Origin of the sequence: Halomonas sp. DP3Y7-2, assembly GCF_019800795.1 — a bacterium.
GTDB lineage: Bacteria > Pseudomonadota > Gammaproteobacteria > Pseudomonadales > Halomonadaceae > Halomonas > Halomonas litopenaei_A.
Genome location: NZ_JAHVKJ010000001.1, coordinates 566335 through 582163, shown reverse-complemented (window position 1 = coordinate 582163; position 15829 = coordinate 566335). Strand labels below are relative to the sequence as shown.

The 15829-nt window shown below is 63.0% G+C and carries 17 protein-coding genes; 15 read left to right on the top strand and 2 right to left on the bottom strand.

The features are described 5' to 3' along the window. Positions 1–136: 136 nt before the first annotated feature. The 7 genes from argH (at position 137) to KUV45_RS02555 (ending at position 6367) form a co-directional block, all read left to right on the top strand. Positions 137–1552 (top strand): argininosuccinate lyase, encoded by a 1416-nt coding sequence (gene argH / locus KUV45_RS02585; protein WP_222162179.1) that lies wholly within the window; start codon positions 137–139, stop codon positions 1550–1552. Next, on the top strand, positions 1549–1770 hold the full coding sequence (locus KUV45_RS02580; RefSeq protein ID WP_222162180.1) for a lipoprotein: 222 nt from the start codon (positions 1549–1551) through the stop codon (positions 1768–1770). Before argH ends, KUV45_RS02580 begins: the two co-directional genes overlap by 4 nt. 2 nt (positions 1771–1772) lie before the next feature. Continuing rightward, a complete protein-coding gene (gene lysA, locus KUV45_RS02575; RefSeq protein ID WP_222162181.1) occupies positions 1773–3050 on the top strand; it encodes a diaminopimelate decarboxylase in 1278 nt (425 codons plus the stop codon). After that, complete coding sequence (gene dapF / locus KUV45_RS02570) at positions 3050–3883, top strand: diaminopimelate epimerase (protein WP_222162182.1); 834 nt, start codon at positions 3050–3052, stop codon at positions 3881–3883. The genes lysA and dapF overlap by 1 nt, the downstream gene beginning before the upstream one ends. A gap of 87 nt (positions 3884–3970) precedes the next feature. Further along, positions 3971–4690, top strand: a complete 720-nt coding sequence (locus KUV45_RS02565; RefSeq protein ID WP_206942293.1) for a DUF484 family protein — start codon at positions 3971–3973, stop codon at positions 4688–4690. Continuing rightward, the gene (locus KUV45_RS02560; protein WP_222162502.1) at positions 4680–5639 is read left to right on the top strand and encodes a tyrosine recombinase XerC; all 960 of its coding nucleotides are present in this window, start codon (positions 4680–4682) and stop codon (positions 5637–5639) included. The genes KUV45_RS02565 and KUV45_RS02560 overlap by 11 nt, the downstream gene beginning before the upstream one ends. Next, positions 5633–6367, top strand: a complete 735-nt coding sequence (locus KUV45_RS02555; RefSeq protein ID WP_224851903.1) for an HAD family hydrolase — start codon at positions 5633–5635, stop codon at positions 6365–6367. The genes KUV45_RS02560 and KUV45_RS02555 overlap by 7 nt, the downstream gene beginning before the upstream one ends. A 62-nt stretch (positions 6368–6429) precedes the next feature. On the opposite strand, the gene yihA is transcribed toward KUV45_RS02555, so the two are convergent. Further along, positions 6430–7035: a ribosome biogenesis GTP-binding protein YihA/YsxC gene (gene yihA / locus KUV45_RS02550; RefSeq protein WP_222162183.1), complete on the bottom strand. Its 606-nt coding sequence runs from the start codon at positions 7033–7035 to the stop codon at positions 6430–6432. A 242-nt stretch (positions 7036–7277) separates the two neighbouring features. Between yihA and KUV45_RS02545 the strand changes: the two genes are divergently transcribed. The 6 genes from KUV45_RS02545 (at position 7278) to KUV45_RS02520 (ending at position 13304) form a co-directional block, all read left to right on the top strand. Beyond that, positions 7278–7898, top strand: a complete 621-nt coding sequence (locus KUV45_RS02545) for a cytochrome c (protein ID WP_222162184.1) — start codon at positions 7278–7280, stop codon at positions 7896–7898. A 217-nt stretch (positions 7899–8115) separates the two neighbouring features. Further along, positions 8116–8754: a thiol:disulfide interchange protein DsbA/DsbL gene (locus KUV45_RS02540; protein ID WP_206942287.1), complete on the top strand. Its 639-nt coding sequence runs from the start codon at positions 8116–8118 to the stop codon at positions 8752–8754. Then, positions 8754–9578: an endonuclease/exonuclease/phosphatase family protein gene (locus KUV45_RS02535; RefSeq protein ID WP_206942286.1), complete on the top strand. Its 825-nt coding sequence runs from the start codon at positions 8754–8756 to the stop codon at positions 9576–9578. The genes KUV45_RS02540 and KUV45_RS02535 overlap by 1 nt, the downstream gene beginning before the upstream one ends. 215 nt (positions 9579–9793) lie before the next feature. After that, positions 9794–10354 (top strand): TRAP transporter small permease subunit, encoded by a 561-nt coding sequence (locus tag KUV45_RS02530; RefSeq protein WP_206942285.1) that lies wholly within the window; start codon positions 9794–9796, stop codon positions 10352–10354. Further along, positions 10355–11758 carry a TRAP transporter large permease subunit gene (locus KUV45_RS02525; protein ID WP_222162185.1) on the top strand — a complete coding sequence of 468 codons (1404 nt, stop codon included), beginning with the start codon at positions 10355–10357 and terminating at the stop codon, positions 11756–11758. A 442-nt stretch (positions 11759–12200) separates the two neighbouring features. Further along, entirely contained in the window at positions 12201–13304 is a 1104-nt protein-coding gene (locus KUV45_RS02520; protein ID WP_206942283.1) for a TRAP transporter substrate-binding protein, read from the top strand. Positions 13305–13474: 170 nt separating this feature from the next. Here KUV45_RS02520 and KUV45_RS02515 read toward each other — a convergent pair whose 3' ends face one another. Beyond that, the gene (locus tag KUV45_RS02515; protein WP_222162186.1) at positions 13475–13903 is read right to left on the bottom strand and encodes a YqaA family protein; all 429 of its coding nucleotides are present in this window, start codon (positions 13901–13903) and stop codon (positions 13475–13477) included. Positions 13904–13962: 59 nt separating this feature from the next. On the opposite strand from KUV45_RS02515, the gene thiD reads away from it, so the two are divergent. Together thiD and KUV45_RS02505 are read left to right on the top strand one after the other, a co-directional pair. Further along, on the top strand, positions 13963–14793 hold the full coding sequence (gene thiD, locus KUV45_RS02510) for a bifunctional hydroxymethylpyrimidine kinase/phosphomethylpyrimidine kinase (RefSeq protein ID WP_206942281.1): 831 nt from the start codon (positions 13963–13965) through the stop codon (positions 14791–14793). A gap of 138 nt (positions 14794–14931) precedes the next feature. After that, a complete protein-coding gene (locus tag KUV45_RS02505; protein ID WP_206942271.1) occupies positions 14932–15777 on the top strand; it encodes a universal stress protein in 846 nt (281 codons plus the stop codon). The last annotated feature ends 52 nt before the right edge of the window (positions 15778–15829 follow it).

Here is a 15829-nt window from a genome sequence, read left to right as displayed (position 1 = left end):
CGATACCGCCCTCGCCTCGTTGGCCGACTCTGGTACACTCTGGCCCATACCTCGACAGCGGCTCCCGACACTGTCCTCGCCTGCAGGCCCGACGTCGCGCCCGTCGCCATCGCATCGTCATTCAGGAAGTCCTTCAATGAGCCAGACCACCAATCAGTCCTGGGGCGGACGCTTCAGTGAACCCACCGATGCCTTTGTCGCCCGTTTCACCGCCTCGGTCGACTTCGATCAGCGCCTGGCACGCCACGACATTCAGGGCTCCATCGCTCATGCCACCATGCTGGCCCAGGTAGGGGTGCTGAGCGAACAAGAGCGTGACGCCATCGTGACCGGCCTCAAGGAGATCGAGACCGAGATTGCCGAAGGCAGTTTCGAGTGGTCGGTGGCACTGGAAGACGTGCACATGAATATCGAGGCGCGCCTGACGCAGAAGATCGGCATCACCGGCAAGAAGCTGCATACCGGCCGTTCGCGTAACGACCAGGTGGCGACAGATATTCGCCTCTACCTGCGCGAAGAAATCGATCTGGTCGCCAGCGAACTGGCACGGCTGCGTGCCGGGCTGATCGAGCTGGCCGACGGCGAAGCAGATACCATCATGCCGGGCTTCACGCACCTGCAGACGGCCCAGCCGGTCACCTTTGGCCATCACCTGCTGGCCTGGCAGGAAATGCTGGCGAGGGATCATGAGCGCCTGCTGGATTGCCGCAAGCGGGTCAATGTGCTGCCCCTGGGCGCCGCCGCGCTGGCGGGTACCACCTACCCCATCGATCGCCACCTGACCGCTCAGCTGCTGGGCTTCGAGCGCCCCGCCGAGAACAGCCTGGACGCCGTCAGCGATCGTGACTTCGCCATTGAATTCACCGCCTTCGCCAGCTTGCTGCTGATGCACCTGTCGCGCATGAGCGAAGAGCTGGTGCTGTGGACCAGCGCCCAGTTCGACTTCATCGACCTGCCGGACCGTTTCTGCACCGGCTCATCGATCATGCCGCAGAAAAAGAACCCCGACGTGCCTGAACTGGTGCGCGGCAAGACCGGTCGTGTCTATGGTCATCTGATGGGCTTGCTGACGCTGATGAAGTCTCAGCCGCTGGCCTACAACAAGGACAATCAGGAAGACAAGGAGCCGCTGCTCGACACCCTGGACACCGTCAAGGGCTGCTTGCGCGCCTTTGCCGACATGGTGCCGGCCATCGAGTCCAAGGGCGATTCCATGCGCGAGGCTGCACGCAAGGGCTTCTCGACCGCCACCGACCTGGCCGACTACCTGGTGCGCAAGGGCGTCGCCTTCCGCGACGCCCACGAAATCGTGGGTCAATCGGTCGCCTATGGCATCGAGAGCGGCAAGGACCTGTCGGACATGAGCCTCGACGAACTGCGCCAGTTCTCCGATACCATCGGCGACGATGTCTTTGATGTGCTGACGCTGGAAGGCTCGGTAGCAGCCCGCAACCATATCGGAGGCACCGCTCCCGACCAGGTCCGCGCCGCTGCCCAGCGGGCTCGCGATGCGCTGAAGGCCATCGCCACTGACCAAGGAGCCCGCCAATGAGCCGCGCTACCTCTGCACTGCTGTTGATACTGCTGCTGGCGATGACCAGCTTGGCGGGCTGCGGACAAAAGGGCCCGCTGTACCTGCCAGGCGACGAGGAGGCCGCAGAGCGCTACGGCCCTCGCGACAGCGTGGACCAGGACGACCAGGGTGAAGATGGCAACGCCCAGGGCCAAGATCAGGATCAAGACGGCAACACTGAAGGGAGCGACGGCTGAGCATGGATCACTTCAACTATCGCGAGGGCGAGCTCCACGCGGAAGCGGTCCCCCTTGCGCGCATCGCTGACCAGGTGGGCACCCCCTGCTACGTCTATTCACGGGCCACCCTGGAGCGCCACTTCAAGGCCTACCAGGAAGCCCTTGGTGATCATCCACACCTGATCTGCTATGCCGTGAAGGCCAACAGCAACCTGGCCGTACTCAACGTTCTGGCACGCCAGGGAGCCGGTTTCGACATCGTCTCCGAGGGCGAGCTAGAGCGCGTCCTGGCGGCTGGCGGGGACCCCGCCAAGATCGTGTTTTCCGGGGTTGCCAAGCAACCTGTCGAAATGGCTCGCGCCCTTGAGGTCGGCATCAAGTGCTTCAATGTCGAGTCCCGTCCGGAACTCGAGGTCCTCAACCAGGTGGCCGGTCGTCTCGGCAAGGTCGCCCCGGTCTCGCTGCGGGTGAACCCGGACGTTGACGCCGGAACCCATCCCTACATTTCTACCGGCCTCAAGGACAACAAGTTCGGCATCGCCGTCGACGACGCCCTTGAGGTCTATCGTCTGGCGGCGACGCTGCCTAACCTGCGCATCGAAGGCCTCGACTGCCATATCGGTTCACAGTTGACCGAGATCGCTCCCTTCCTGGACGCCCTGGAACGCCTGCTGGTGCTGCTCGACCGTCTGCGCGAAGAAGGCATCGAGGTGTCCCACCTGGACCTGGGCGGTGGCCTTGGCGTGCCCTACCGTGACGAGACGCCTCCGGCGCCCTTCGACTATGCCTCGAAGTTGCTGGAGCGCCTGTCTCGCTGGGAAGGTGGTGAACGCCTGACGCTGCTGTTCGAGCCCGGTCGCTCGATCGCCGCCAATGCCGGCGTGATGCTGACCCGCCTGACCTATCTCAAGCCGGGTGAAACCAAGAACTTCGCCATTGTCGATGCGGCAATGAACGACCTCATTCGACCGTCGCTGTATCAGGCATGGCAGGCCATCATTGAGGTCGATACGCGCCAGCAGCGCGACAGCGATATCTATGATGTGGTCGGCCCGGTATGTGAAACCGGCGACTTCCTGGGCAAGGAACGCCGTCTCGCCGTGGCGCCGGGAGACCTGCTGGCGGTGCGCTCGGCCGGTGCCTACGGCTTCGTCATGGCCTCCAACTACAACAGCCGGCCGCGCCCCGCGGAAGTGCTGGTGGATGGAGACAGCTGGCAGGTCGTGCGGCAGCGAGAACGCATTGAAGACCTGTGGGCAGGTGAATCACTGCCCGACGCCGCCGGAGAGTCGCGCTGATGCTGCTGCACTTCACCAAGATGCATGGCCTGGGCAATGACTTCATGGTCATCGACCTGGTCACCCAGCGCGCGCGTATCGAGACGGAAGACATTCGCCGCCTCGCCGATCGCCGCTTCGGCATTGGCTTTGATCAACTGCTGGTGGTGGAACCGCCGCGAGATCCCGACATGGACTTTCGCTATCGGATCTACAACGCCGACGGTAGCGAAGTGGAAAACTGTGGCAACGGAGCGCGCTGTTTCGCCCGCTTTGTGCGCGACAAGCGCCTGACCCATAAACGCCAGATCCATGTCGAGACCGCCGGAGGGCCACTGGTCCTTGACGTGCACGAAGACGAACAGGTCAGCGTGGACATGGGCGCACCGCGCTTTGCTCCTGCCGCGCTGCCCTTTGACGCCGACGCTGACCAGTTGCTGCATACGCTGGAGGTGGACGGAGAGATACTGAACATCGCCGTCGCCTCCATGGGCAACCCTCATGCCGTCATCCGCGTCGATGATGTGGCCAGCGCCCCGGTGGAGCGTCTGGGCCCGCTGATCGAGCATCATCCGCGCTTTCCGCGCCGGGTGAATGTCGGCTTCATGCAGATTCTGTCGCGCCAGAGCATCCGTCTGCGGGTGTTCGAACGCGGCAGTGGCGAGACGCTGGCCTGCGGCACCGGTGCCTGCGCCGCAGTGGCCTGCGGTATTCGCCAGGGTCTGCTGGATAGCCCGGTATCGGTGGCGTTGCCTGGCGGCAACCTGAGCATACGCTGGGCCGGAGAAGACCAGCCGCTGATCATGACCGGGCCTGCCGAGCGAGTGTTTGATGGTCGCATCCCGCTACGTTGATCTCTTACGTATTGGACGCTCCCCGACTACGCTAAGCTGCCAGCATGGCTGACACTTTGACACCGACCGTTACACAGGGAGACGCGCATGCCCCAAGCCGCCCCAGAGCCTCGCAAGACGCTGGATCCGGACCGGGTCGCCGAATGGCTGGCGCGCCATCCGGACTTTTTCGTTGGCCGTGAAGGCTTGCTGCAAAGCCTGAAGGTGCCTCATCCGGAAACTCAGGGTGCGACCTCTCTGCTCGAGCGTCTGGTCTACGATCTGCGCAAACGCGCAGAGGGTGCTGAACTGCGCCTGGAACAATTGCTCGACTCGGCCCGACACAATGAAGCCCAGTACCGTCGAACCCGAGAACTGGTGCTGGCGCTGCTCGAGGCCCAGGACAACGATGCCCTGGGGCAGGCGCTGGCGACCCAGCTGAGCGAGCGTTTCCAGACTCCGGCAGTAGCAGTCTGGTGCCCCGCCAGCTTGACCGATCGCGACCCGCGCCCGCCTCAGGCGCCGCGCCACGTCCTCGACGAGCACACGGGTCAGCGCTTGACCGCTTTGCTCGATGGCCGCGCTAGTCGTTGCACACGCCTGACGCCCACCGACTGGAAGCGACTGGTGCCCCATGCCAAGGCACCGACCAAGTCCGGTTCCTGCGCGATCGCCCGCATGACCCTCGGCGAACCCCAGGGCTTCGTGGTGTTGGCCAGCGCCGACCCGGACCACTTCCGCGCCAGCATGGACACTCTGTTCACCGAGTATCTGGCCGATGTGCTGGTACGGTTGAGCGTCCGACTGAGCGAGCATGATGGCGGCTGAGCCTCCGCTTGATCGTGCGGTGGCGGACTTCTTGAGCGAGCTTGCCCGCACGGCCAGCGGCGCCACGGTCGACGCCTACCGACGAGACCTGGCTGCCTATCTGGATTGGCGGGAACAGCAGAGCCTGTCAGCGCCAGAGGATGACCTCATCACGGCCAAGGAACTGCGGCGATTCCTGGCCTCCGAGCGCAGCCGAGGGCTGGCTGCACGCAGCCTCAAGCGCCGCCGTGCCGCACTGTCGCGGTTCTGTGGTCATCTGGTGGACTGCGGACAGCTGGCGTACAACCCGGTGGGCCTGAGTCAGGGCCCCAAGGCGCCCAACGACCTTCCTCGCCCCGTCGATGTGGACCTTCTTGCCCGCTTTCTCGACACCCCCCATGACGGCTCGGTGCTGTCGGTGCGCGATCAGGCCATGCTGGAGCTGCTTTACTCCAGTGGGTTGCGCTTGGCGGAGCTATCGGCGCTGGATCTGGGGGATGTGCATGGCGCCAGCGTCAGGGTCGTCGGCAAGGGCAACAAGCCGCGCCAGGTACCCGTGGGCTCCCGCGCCAGAGCCGCCATCGAGCAATGGCTGACATTGCGAGGATCGCTGGCTGCTGATGGCGAGCTGGCCATGTTCGTCGGACAGCACGGGAGACGCCTGGGTCATCGCGCCATTCAGGCGCGCCTGGTCACTCAAGCGCGCCGTCGCGGCCTCCCCGAGCACCTCCACCCTCATCGACTGCGTCACTCCTTTGCCAGCCATCTTCTCGAGTCCAGCCAGGACCTGCGTGCGGTCCAGGAACTGCTCGGCCACGCCAACCTGTCGACCACCCAGGTCTATACCCGCCTGGACTGGCAGCACCTGTCGGAGAGCTACGATCGCGCCCACCCCAGGGCTCGGCGCAGGCCGGCCAGCACCGCACCAGCCCCTGATGACCCTGACCTTGTTGGAGAGACGCCGTGCTAGCGCCCGCGAACCTGTCTCGGCTGGAAGCCATCACCTTTGATCTGGACGATACGCTGTGGGACAACGCCGGCGTCATGCAGCGCACCGAGCACGGCCACGTCGACTGGCTGAATACCCAGCTTACGGCGTGGCAGGCCCGCCGAGGCGAGCCTGCCACCGGCCCCATCGATCTTGAGCGCTATCTCGCGGCACGCCAGGCCATGGCTCGGCAGCACTGGTCCCGACGCGGCGACTTCAGTTGGCTGCGCGAGCACAGCCTGGTTCAGCTGCTGGTCGAAAACGGCCTGGATCAGGACAGCGCCCGCGAGTGGGCGGCACGGGCCATGCAGCAGTTCCATCAGCTGCGCATCGACGTCACGCCTTTCCCCGGGGCCGACGCCATGCTGGAACGTCTCGCCTCACGCTACCGGCTCGGCAGCATCACCAATGGCAATGTGGCCTTTGAGCGCCTGGCCATTGCACGGCATTTTCATGAGCGCATCGCAGCTGGTGAAATGCTGGCCCCAAAGCCCGACCCACGCCCTTTTCTGGCCATGCTGGCGAGGTTGAACGTGCGCCCTGAACGAGCACTGCACGTGGGAGACTCATGGGAGGAGGACATCCTGCCTGCCAGACGGCTAGGCATGCAGGCCGCCTGGATCGCGCCGACACAGACTCAGCTGACGGACCTGCCTGCCGGCGTCATTCACCTGAGCTGTGTCACCGAGCTAGAGGCCCTGCTGTCCTGAGGGGGCGTGTTCTCACACCGAGAGCTCTCGAACCGTGGGTGCTGAACCACACCCCCGCAGGCTCAGCCCTGGTCGAGCCACCCATCCAGACGTCGATGGGCGTCTTCAACCCCCTGACGCTTGAGTGCCGAGAATAACTGGACGCTGACCAGGTCTTCCCACTCGCGCAGACGAGACCGCACCTGCTGCAACGCATTCTTGGCCGCGCCCTGCTTCAACTTGTCTGCCTTGGTCAGCAGGATATGGACCGGGAGATCTCGCTCGTCCGCCACATCCAGCAGCGCAAGGTCAAATTCGGTCAGCGGATGCCGCACATCCATCACCAGCACAAGGCCGCGAAGTGATTGGCGCTTCTGCAGGTACTCCGCCAGGTGACGCTGCCACTCCAACTTTACCTTTTCAGGCACCTTGGCGTAGCCGTATCCCGGCAGATCCACCAGACGCCGGTCCACGTTGTCGCCCAGCGAAAAGACATTGATCAGCTGTGTGCGTCCCGGCGTCTTGGACGTCCTGGCGAGCGCCTTCTGCTGGGTTATCGCATTGATGGCGCTAGATTTTCCCGCATTGGAACGACCCGCAAAGGCCACTTCCACACCGCTGTCTTCAGGGCAGCGGGCAAGGGTAGGGGCGCTGGTAAGAAATCGGGCCAAGGAGTAATTGAAAGCCATGAGATGGAAGAAATCCTGACGGTGGTCAAAAGTAGGGGCGAGGGCCCTGGCATTCCCGCCCTCAGGGTGTTTGGTTATAGTAAGCTTTGAGGCGGCTGCGACCCGGAGACCCATCTTACCATTGTGCTGCTGTTGCCAGCGACCGGCCTCAGCGCGGGCGCTTCCTCCTGCAACTCGGGCATGCCTCAAGGCCACGCCCCGCAGGACCGTGAAAACATCATAACGGCATAAGTGAACTAGCGATGAGACAGTTACTGGCAAGCCTGGCAATCTCCATCGGCGTCGTTGGCGCCGCCCATGCCGATCTTCAGAGTGACGCAGACGCCGCCGCTGGACGCGACAAGGCAACCGCCTGTGCCGCGTGTCACGGCCAGACCGGCGCCAGCATCGCGCCAACCTTCCCCAACCTGGCAGGACAGCAGGCCTCCTATCTGGCCAAGCAGATCCTCGATATTCGTGATGGCCATCGTCTGGTACCCCAGATGGCGGGTCAGGTGGACAACTTCAGCGACCAGGACGCCTGGGACGTGGCCGCCTTCTTCGCCGGCCAGGAGCCGGTGGTGGGCCAGTCCAAGGACGACGAGGCCTTGCTGGAACGCGGAGAAGCCCTCTATCGCGCGGGCGATCTCGCCAAGGGCATACCCGCCTGCAGTGCCTGCCATAGCCCCACCGGCAGTGGCATAGGCTCCGCGGTCTATCCGGCACTGTCCGGACAGCACGCGGGGTATGTGGTCACTACGTTGAAGGCCTTCGCCTCCGGTGATCGTGCCAACAGTCCTGGCGGCATGATGTCGGATATCGCCGCCAAGATGAGCGACGCCGACATGGAAGCCGTGGCCAACTACGTGCAAGGACTGCACTGACCGTCTTTATGGCGGATCAGCGGGGCGGCTCTTGAGCCGCCCCGCTTGCGTTTGGCGACACCCAGCGGCAACCCCATGGCCATTCGGGATATTCGGGAACCCTTCTAACGTTGTAGACTCAAAACAGCGTTCGCTTTGTGGCTTCAGCCTCAGGTGAGCAGAGCTGCTGCTCGCCGGTCGCGGAAGTACACCGTCTATTTCAAGGAGACATACTGACATGCTGAAGTCACTGATGATGGGCCTGGTAGGCCTGGGCCTATCCACCATGGCTGCTGCTGCCCCGGTCACTGAAGGCAAGGACTACACCGTTGCACCCAACACCGTTCAGCTGGGCAGCGACGATAGCAAGATCAACGTGACCGAGGTGTTCTGGTATGGCTGCCCTCACTGCTACGCGCTGGAAGATCCGCTGAACGCCTGGGTGGCAGACCTGCCCGAGGACGTGGAATTCGAACGCATGCCGGCCACCCTGGGGGAAACCTGGGTCAAGCACGCTCGCGCCTTCTATGCTGCCCAACAGCTGGAGATTCTCGACGAGGTCCACGAGGATTTCTTTGACGCCATCCACCAGGAAGGCGAGCAGCTGACCGACCCGGACGATATTGCGGCCTTCTTCAGCGACTACGGCGTCAGCGAAGATGATGCCCTCAAGGCCCTGGATGGATTCGGCGTCAAATCGCAGATCAACCGCGCCAGCGCGACCATGCGTAACCTGCAGCTGATGGGCGTTCCGGCACTGATCGTCGATGGCCGCTACATCGTATCGCCCAGCAACGCTGGCAGCCTCGACAATATGCCGCGCATCGCCGAAGCGCTAGTGGAGCAGGTTCGCGAAGAACGCGAGGCCGCGCAGTAATGAGCTCCCTGGCCGAGGAACATCACCCTACCCTCGAAGGAGGTCACCTGAGACTGGTGACCTTCAACCTTCAGGTGGGCATTCAAACCTCGGCCTACCACCATTATCTGACACGCAGCTGGCAGCACCTGTTGCCACATCCCCAGCGGCAACGTCGCCTGGACATGATGGCTGAGGTGCTGTCGCACTTTGACATGGTGGGACTGCAGGAGGTGGATGGGGGCAGCTTTCGCTCGAGCCAGGTGAATCAGCTGACCTACCTGGCACGGCAAGGAGGCTTCCCTCACCACTACCAGCAGCTGAACCGCAATCTCGGCCGTATCGCGCAACATAGCAACGGCCTGCTGTCGCGCCTGACACCTAGCCGTATCGAGGAACACCGACTACCGGGAACGCTTCCCGGCCGCGGTGCCATCCACGCTCGCTTCGGTGAGGGCCCCGAGGCGCTACACCTCTTTGTGGCACACCTGGCCCTCGGCCAGCGCACCCAGAACCTGCAGCTCGACTACTTGAGTGAATTGATCCAGCCCCTCAAGCATGTGGTGGTGATGGGCGATCTGAACTGCACACCAGAGCGCTTGCATGCCCATGATCGATTCTGCGCATCGTTGCCGCTGCATCCGGTGCATCCGCCGCTGAGCTACCCGTCCTGGCGCCCCAGTCGTGCGCTGGACCATATTCTGCTGTCGTCCTCTCTCGAGGCCGACGAGGTCGAGGTCCTCGACCGGCTGTTTTCCGACCATCTGCCCGTCGCGGTGGATATTCGCCTGCCAGATCCCTGCCTGAAGGCCATTCGCGCCTGCCATTCCCAACAACTCGCCTGAACCGAGCATCACACGACCGATACCGCGGCAAGGCTCGACTTTCGATGCCATGACAGTGCTACCTTGCCTGCCGTATAGTCAGCGTTGATGCGCGCCACCCTGTGCAACGGGTCCCGCGTGCAACACTATCCAAGACGCCAGGCCGCTCCGCGCTTCCCCGCGCGCGGATGCGCTGCCTGAAACAAGATCGCCCTGACACTATCTTGCGAGCTCACATGTCCACAACCTCCGGCTTGCCGGGGCCACTGGCGGCCCTCGACGCCTTGATCGAACGCCTGGGTAGAGGCCTCTCCTGGCTCATTCTGGCGATGATGATCATTCAGTTCCTGATCGTCATTCTGCGCTATGCCTTCAGCGTCAACAGCATTCCCATGCAGGAATCGGTGATGTACATGCATGCCACCGTCTTCATGCTGGCGGCGGCCTACACCCTGCGGCATGGCGGACATGTGCGCGTCGATATCTTTTACCGGGCCATGTCGGCACGTAAAAAAGCCCTGGTCGATCTGCTGGGCACGCTGTTCCTGTTACTTCCGGTGATGGTGTTCGTCATCGCCACCAGCCTTGGCTACGTCGGCAAATCCTGGGCCATTTTCGAGGGTTCCCCCGATGCCGGCGGCATCCCCGGCGTGTTCCTGCTGAAGACCCTGATACCGGCCTTTGCGCTACTGATGATCCTGCAGGGGATCGTTGAAATCTGCCGCAATTCTCTCATCCTTAGCGGGCGCCTGACCCCGGACGAAGCCCCCCACGATGCCAACGAGGAGCACCTGTAAATGCTGGAGTTCATGCCACTGGTGCTGTTCGCGGTCATCTGTACGGTCCTGATGTTCGGCTATCCGGTCGCGCTGTCGCTGGCCGGCACCGCGCTGGCCTTCGCCGGTCTTGGCTTCGGCCTCGAGTCCATCGGTATCGACGCCAATTTTGATGGCAGCTATCTCAACGCCTTCCCCAATCGACTCTACGGCATCATGACCAACACGACGCTGTTGGCGGTGCCGCTGTTTGTCTTGATGGGCGTGCTGCTGGAAAAGTCCCGGGTCGCCGAGACCCTGCTTGACGCCATGGCACTGCTGTTCGGCTCGCTGCGCGGGGGACTGGGCATCTCGGTGACCATCGTCGGCATGATGCTGGCGGCCTCCACCGGGATCGTCGGTGCCACCGTCGTCACCATGGGGTTGATGTCGCTTCCCACCATGCTGAAGCGTGGCTACAGCCAGTCCCTGGCCACCGGCACTATCTGCGCTACCGGCACGCTAGGACAGATCATTCCCCCTTCCATCGCCCTGGTCCTGCTGGGTGACGTGCTCTCCAGCGCCTATCAGCAGGCCCAGCTGTCCATGGGCATCTTCAGTCCCAAGACGGTGTCCGTCGGCGACCTGTTCATGGGTGCGCTGGTGCCAGGCCTGATTCTGGTGCTGGTCTACATCGTTTACGTGAGCCTGGTGGCGATGCTCAAGCCCAGCGCAGCACCCGCGGCTGATCGCCAGGAGCTGATGGCGGAAATGGGCCATACCTCGGGCCTGGGTCTACTGTTGCTCAAGGGGCTCGTACCACCCATCGTGCTGATTGTCGCGGTACTGGGTTCTATCCTGACCGGCCTGGCAACCCCCACAGAAGCGTCCGCCGTTGGTGCCTTTGGTGCTTTCGTGCTGGCCCTGGCCTATCGTCGCCTCGACATGGCCACCCTCAAGGAAGTGCTGCGCTCCACCACCCATGTCACCACCATGGTCTTCCTCATTCTGATTGGGGCGGCCCTGTTCTCGCTGGTATTTCGTGCCTACGGGGGTGAGGAACTGGTGACTCACCTGTTCGAGAACATGCCTGGCGGCGTCGTCGGTGCCACCATCATCGTGATGCTGGTCATCTTCCTGCTTGGCTTCATTCTCGACTTCATCGAGATCACCTTTGTGGTCGTGCCGATCGTCGGCCCCATTCTGCTGGCCATGGGCCTCGACCCGATCTGGCTCGGCATCATGATCGCGATCAACCTGCAGACCTCGTTCTTGACCCCACCGTTTGGTTTCGCGCTGTTCTACCTGCGCGGGGTCGCTCCGGAATCCGTTCCGACGTCTGCCATCTATCGTGGTGTGATTCCGTTCATCGTACTGCAGCTGGGAATGCTGCTGGCGCTGGCGTTCTTCCCGGGCCTTGCCACCTGGCTGCCGGAGCAGTTCTAACTCGGGATATGCTGTTCAAGGAGGCCGGGAGAGCGCGGTCACAAGCGGCTCCCGGCTCTTTCCGGCGCTTTCAGACAGGAACATGGGGCATCATCATGGCCATGGGCGTGCGCATACCGCACGCAATGGCGCCCGCGTTGGCGATGCGTGGACGGCGCCAGTCACGTGCACCACGGCGCGGCATCTATAGTAGCTGCATCGCCATAGCGACCCTTGCCTACACGCTATATCAAAGGGCTATAGCCAAGAGCTATACCCAAGGGCTATAGCCAAGAGCTATACCCAAGGGCTATATCCAAGAGCCCTATCAAAGGGCTATATCAACAAGACGCATGACCGAGCATCATGACGCTGCCGACATCCCGGCAGCGCCATTCACCCGCTGGCCCTACCCCGGCCGGCAGGTCCCGACAACGCCAACACCATATAAAAGGGGACTTACATGCAACGCAGCTCAATCGCCAAGGCCATTACCCTCGCCAGTGCCACCGGCCTTATGCTGATCGGTGCCCAGGCACAGGCTCAGGACACCTTCGAGTGGAAACTGGTAACGTCCTGGCCCAAGAACTTTCCCGGCGTTGGCCAAGGCCCGGAGCGCCTGGCCAAGCTGGTGGAAGAAATGTCGGACGGTCGACTGACCATTGAAGTGTTCGGCGCCGGCCAGCTGGTTCCCGGCTTCGAGGTCTTCGACGCAGTAGCGGAAGGCACTGCGCAGATGGGCCATTCCGCGTCGTACTACTGGAAGGGCAAGGCACCCGCTGCCCAGTTCTTCGCTGCCGTTCCGTTTGGCATGAATGCTCAGGAAATGAACGCCTGGCTGCACTATGGCGGCGGCCTGGAGCTGTGGAACGAGCTCTACGACGACTTCGGGGTAGAAGTCATGGCGGCCGGCGCCTCCGGGGTGCAGATGGGCGGGTGGTACAACAAGGAGATCAACTCGGTCGCCGACCTGGACGGTCTCAAGATGCGTATGCCTGGCCTCGGTGGCGAGGTCATGAACCGCATGGGCGTGGCCATCGTCAACATGCCAGGCGGCGAAATCTTCACCTCGCTGCAATCCGGCGCCATCGACGCCACCGAGTGGATCGGCCCCTATAACGACCTGGCCTTTGGCCTTCACCAGGCCGCCGAATACTATTACTACCCGGGCTGGCATGAGCCCACGGTCATGTTCGAAGCCATCATCAACGATGACGCTCTGGCAGAACTGCCTGCCGACCTGCAGGCGATCCTGCGTAGCGCGGTTCGCGACGTCAACCAGGACGTACTCGACGAGTACACCGCACGTAATAACGACGCCCTGGCAACGCTGATCAACGAGCACGACGTTCAGCTGCGCAAGCTGCCTGATGATGTCCTTGCTCAGGCTCAGGAGATTTCCGCCGAGGTCGTGCAGGAACTCGCCGACTCCAGCGATATCGCCGGCCGCATCTACGAGTCCTATCGCGAGTTTCAGGACAAGGTCGTGAATTATCACGCCATTTCCGAACAGGCCTACTACAACGCCCGTAACCCGGACGGCGGCACCAGTCTCGGCCAGGAGTAATCCGCGTCGACCATCGCCGTCAGCGGTGATATCGACAGCAGAAGGGCTGCCATTCGGCAGCCCTTCTGCTATCCCCGGCTAGGCCGGGGCTTCCGTCAAGCCTGGGTTTGGCTAAAGGGCCTGGCTACAGTGCCCGGCTATAGGGCTTGGTGGTAGGTCCTGGTCCAGGCTCAGGCGCCACACGAGAAGTAGCTGTCCGCTAACCACAGTACCAGCGCATAGCGCCCCCCCTTGCTCACCAGAATCCACACCAACGCGCGCCACCAAGGGAGCCGCGCGATTCCCGCCAGCACGGTCAGTGGATCTCCTATTACCGGCACCCAGGCCAGCAGCAGACTGGCTTCTCCCCCCTTGCGATACCAGCGCTGGGCCCGCGCCAGTCCCTGCGGTGATGCCGGAAACCACCGCCGATCCACGTAGTGGGTGGCATAGCGCCCCAGACCCACATTGATCAAACTCCCCAAGGTGTTGCCCAGCGTCGCCACCCACCACAGTGCCAACGGCGACTCGCCACCGCACCACAGTGCCGTCAGCCACACCTCGGAGCCGCCCGGCAGCAAGGTCGCACTGACCATCGCGACCACAAACAGACTGAACATGGCTCCCTCGACCTGGTCTCTTGTATCCTGTGGGTCCTGCTGACTTTCCGGTGCCGTTCATGTCCCAGCTCACAGCCATCCCCCACACTCTGACCATTGCCGGCTCTGACCCGTCCGGTGGCGCAGGTCTGCAAGGCGACCTCAAGACGCTGTCGGCGCTAGGCACCTATGCCACCAATGTGATTACCGCGGTGATCGCGCAGAATACCTGTGGGGTCCGCGAGGTGCACCCGGTGACGGCCGCCAGCATCCGCGTTCAGCTCGACCACTTGCTCGATGATGTCCGCGTCGACGCGGTCAAGATCGGTATGGTGGCAAGCCGCGACGTCGCCGAGGTGCTGCGCGAAGCGCTTGAGGCCCGGCGTCCGCGCTGGATCGTGCTGGACCCGGTCATGGTCGCCAAGAGTGGCGATATTCTGGTCGACGAGGCGGGGATTAGCGCCGTACGCGACATTCTGGTGCCGCTGGCTGACGTCATCACGCCCAACCTGCCCGAGGCTGCCGTATTACTTGACCGGCCCATCCCCACCAGTGCAGATGACATGGAAGCCATGCTGCCAGCACTGACCGCGCTATCGGCGCCCTATGTCCTGCTCAAGGGAGGCCACCTCGACGGTGACAGCTGCCCTGACCTGCTCGCCTCGCCCACCGGGGAGCGGTGGCTACCAGCGCCACGCATCGATACTCAAAACCTGCACGGCACAGGCTGCGCGCTGTCGTCTGCCATCACCGCCAAACTGGCACACCTGCCGCACGACGCCCAGGAAGCCCAGATTATCGACGCCATCGGCGATGCCAAGCGCTGGCTGCACCAGGCACTGGATGCCAGTCGCCGGCTGTCCGTGGGGCACGGGCGGGGCCCGGTTCACCACTTCCACGCCTGGTGGTAGCCGCTACCTTTTGTTGTCGTTCAGGCTTAGGGATCAGATCATGATGCGCTGACAGCAGTGGTACCTCGGAGCGCTTGCGCGAATCGGCATGCCCACCCATGCTGAAGGTTCCTCCACTGGCGTTCTGAGGGCAGAGCCATGACTCGCTCCCTGCTGTTTGCCTGTGACCTGTCAGCCGAAAACCGCTCCGCCTTTGGCCGTGCCATTCGCCTGGCCAACGACATGGGCGCACGCCTGGACGTACTTCACGTCCTTGACCCCTATCTGCCACGGCGGGTGCTGCGTGACCTGGAAGGTGCCGTCGTCGATGACATCCATGCCATCGCCACGGATCTACGTGAAGACTATGCGCTGAATGAGCCGCCTCTGTTGGTACAGACCGTGACCGGGGCTCCCTACGCCGAAATCATACGCGAGGCCCACGAGCGCAGCGCCGAGATGATCATTCTCGGCACTCACCGCAAGCGGGGTCACCCTGACCTGATCGGTGGCACCACCCTGGCCAGAGTGTTGCTCAGCGCACCCTGTCCGGTGCTGACCGTCAGCCAACCTCCTTCTGCGCCCTGGACTGACATCCTCGTGCCGGTCGACTTCTCGCTGACCTGCCGACGCACGCTACGCGAAACCCTGCGCCATTTCCCGGAGTCACGCCTCGAGCTTCTGCACGCCTGGGACGTGCCTGGCGAGCGCGAGCTGGGCTCCGACGCGGAGTTTGCCCAATGGCGCGACCGGGAAGTCATTCGCCTGCGACACCAGCTCGAACATGAAATTGATCAGCTGATGGCAGAGTTTGAACGAGTGCCTGAGCTGGAGCTGGTACTGGAGCAAGGTGATCCACTGGATGTACTGATCGCCCATCTCCGGCGCCAACCTCCTGACCTGCTGGCACTGGGCAACCGCAGTCAGGCTGGACGTCGCAGCCAGATTACCAAGCGCCTGCTGGCAGAGCCGCGCTGCGACATCATGCTGTGTCGAGCCTGGTAATCGCCGACGGGTAAGGCGCAGCAAGATATACAAAACCTGTACAAGCAACGCA